Genomic DNA, 2062 nt, shown 5'->3' on the forward strand with positions numbered 1-2062 from the left:
CCGATGCCGACCGCGTCCGTGACCGCGCCGCCCGGCCGTGCGGCGCGGACCGCCGCAGCGGGCCCGCCGGACGACCGCTGCGCCCGCGCGGCGTCCGGCGTGTCGCCGGCCGTCGTGTCCATCCCCCCGGTACCCCCTGCCGCCACCCGGGCGCGACGGGGTGCCGTCACACCCGCGTTCCCCGCGTGGGCGCTGTCTTCGGCCTCACCGTAACGGCTGAAGGAGCCGCTGTGGATATGTTGCGCGGGAACCATGTCCGGCGTGTGAATCCTGGTGCTGATGTGGCGTTCACCCTTTGTCTCGTAGGCTCAGGGCATGGCGACTCCGAAATTCATCCTGGACATCCGCGAGAAGGCGGGGGACACCCTGCTGTTCCTGCCCGGGGTGGTGATGGTGGTGTTCGACGCCCGTGGCCGCATCCTGCTCAACAAGCGCGCGGACAACGGTCAGTGGGCGCTCATCAGCGGTATCCCGGATCCCGGCGAGCAGCCCGCGGAGGCCGCGGTGCGGGAGATCCTGGAGGAGACGGCGGTCTCCGCCGTCGTGGAGCGGGTGTTGAGCGTCTTCACCAATGAGCCGGTGCTCTACGAGAACGGCGACCGCGCCCAGTACGTCGACATCGTGCTGCGGTGCCGGGCGGTCGGCGGCCAGGCGCGGGTGAACGACGACGAGTCGTTGGACGTACGCTGGTTCGCACCGGACGAGCTGCCGCCACTGGGGCCGATCGCCCGCGGCCGGATCGAGCTGGCGCTGCGCAACGACCCGACCTGGTTCGCCCCGGCCCCCGCGCCCGGCCTGGCGGACCGCGGCTACCCGGCGCCGTAGCGGGCGGCGGCCGATCGCCGCCCCCGGGCGAGCGGGCCGGAGCAGGACGGCGACGGCCTGTGCAGGTGTTTCACATCCCCATCGAGTTTTTGCGTAATTCACTATTGAATTTACGTCAGCGCTCTGATGGGATGCGAGGGCTCCGGCGCGACCTGACCCGCGCCGGAGCCCTCGTCGTCGGCGAGCCCGCGCGCGGTCCTCCGCCCGGGTCGTCAACCTCCGTCTGGCCAGCGGACTTTGTCAGTGCTTGGCGGTAAAATCGACAGTGTTCGAGAGGGTTGGCCGACGCCTCTGGAGGATGTCGATGGCCGCTGCCGTACTGTCCCTGCCGAAGTCCGGATCGACGCAAGTCCCGCTGTTCGCGACGCCGTTGCCGAAGAAGCCGCTGCCCGCCGGGCTGCCCCGCGAGTGGTACGTCGCACACAACCGCCGGCTGAAGACCATGCGCCTGGTCATCGCCCTGCTCGACTCGGGCGTGTACGAGCCCGCGCAGGCCGGCAACCGGAAGATCCACGACACCGCCGAGCTGATCGGTGTCCACCCGCCGTCCGACATCACCTGCCGGATGGTCCGTGCCCTGCTCGGCTACGGGCGCTGAACTCCCGCTCCACCGGCCCCCTTTGCCGCGGACCTCGCGGCAAAGGGGGCCTGCCGCCGCCCGACACGGCGCGCGATCGGGGCGCGCCGAGTCGGGCGGGGGACGCCTCAGGTCTTGCGGTAGGTGTACGCCTCCGCCGCCGCGGCGGCCACCGCGTCCAGGTCGGCGCCCGTCGAGGCGGTGACGACGGCGGCGACCGAGCCCTCCAGGAAGGGGGCGTCGATCAGCCGGCTGCCGTCCGGGAGCTCCTCGTCGGACAGCAGGGCCTTGACGGTGAGAACCGCGCTGCCGAGGTCGGCCAGGACAGCCACCCCGGCGCCGCGGTCGACCGACCGGGCGGCGGAGGCGATGAGGTCGGAGCTGGTCCCGAGGCCGCCGTCGGGGGCGCCGCCGGCCGGTCTGACCTGGACCCGGGCGCCGCCGCCGGTCAGGCCGACCGCCAGGTCGGCGACGGCCTCGGCGACCGCGGCGCTGTGCGAGACCAGCACGACTCCGACGAGCGGGGCCGTCTCCAGCGTGGCGTCGGACTCGGACGTCCCGGTCATGCCGCGCCTCCCTTCGCCGTATCGGCCAGCGTGCTGAGCAGCAGCGCCGACGAAGTGGCGCCGGGGTCCTGGTGGCCGACGCTGCGCTCACCGA

General features: G+C 72.7%; 3 protein-coding genes and 1 pseudogene. 2 read left to right on the forward strand and 2 right to left on the reverse strand.

Annotated features, from left to right (window positions below; genetic code table 11):
• The first annotated feature begins 315 nt into the window (after nt 1-315).
• Both GA0115240_RS30785 and GA0115240_RS30790 read left to right on the forward strand, forming a co-directional pair.
• On the forward strand, nt 316-825 hold the full coding sequence (locus tag GA0115240_RS30785; protein WP_093741801.1) for an NUDIX hydrolase: 510 nt from the start codon (nt 316-318) through the stop codon (nt 823-825).
• A 304-nt stretch (nt 826-1129) separates the two neighbouring features.
• Nucleotides 1130-1423, forward strand: coding sequence for a hypothetical protein (locus GA0115240_RS30790; protein ID WP_237555342.1), 294 nt, complete (start codon nt 1130-1132; stop codon nt 1421-1423).
• Between the two features lie 107 nt (nt 1424-1530).
• Here the strand turns inward: GA0115240_RS30790 and GA0115240_RS30795 are convergent, their stop codons facing one another.
• Together GA0115240_RS30795 and GA0115240_RS38865 are read right to left on the reverse strand one after the other, a co-directional pair.
• Nucleotides 1531-1968 (reverse strand): PTS-dependent dihydroxyacetone kinase phosphotransferase subunit DhaM, encoded by a 438-nt coding sequence (locus GA0115240_RS30795; protein WP_093741805.1) that lies wholly within the window; start codon nt 1966-1968, stop codon nt 1531-1533.
• Nucleotides 1965-2062 (reverse strand): annotated as a pseudogene (locus GA0115240_RS38865) (dihydroxyacetone kinase subunit L); the annotation flags it as partial. The pseudogene GA0115240_RS38865 and the gene GA0115240_RS30795, both read right to left, overlap by 4 nt.

This window comes from Streptomyces sp. DvalAA-14 (assembly GCF_900091855.1).
In the GTDB taxonomy this organism is placed as follows: Bacteria; Actinomycetota; Actinomycetes; order Streptomycetales; family Streptomycetaceae; genus Actinacidiphila.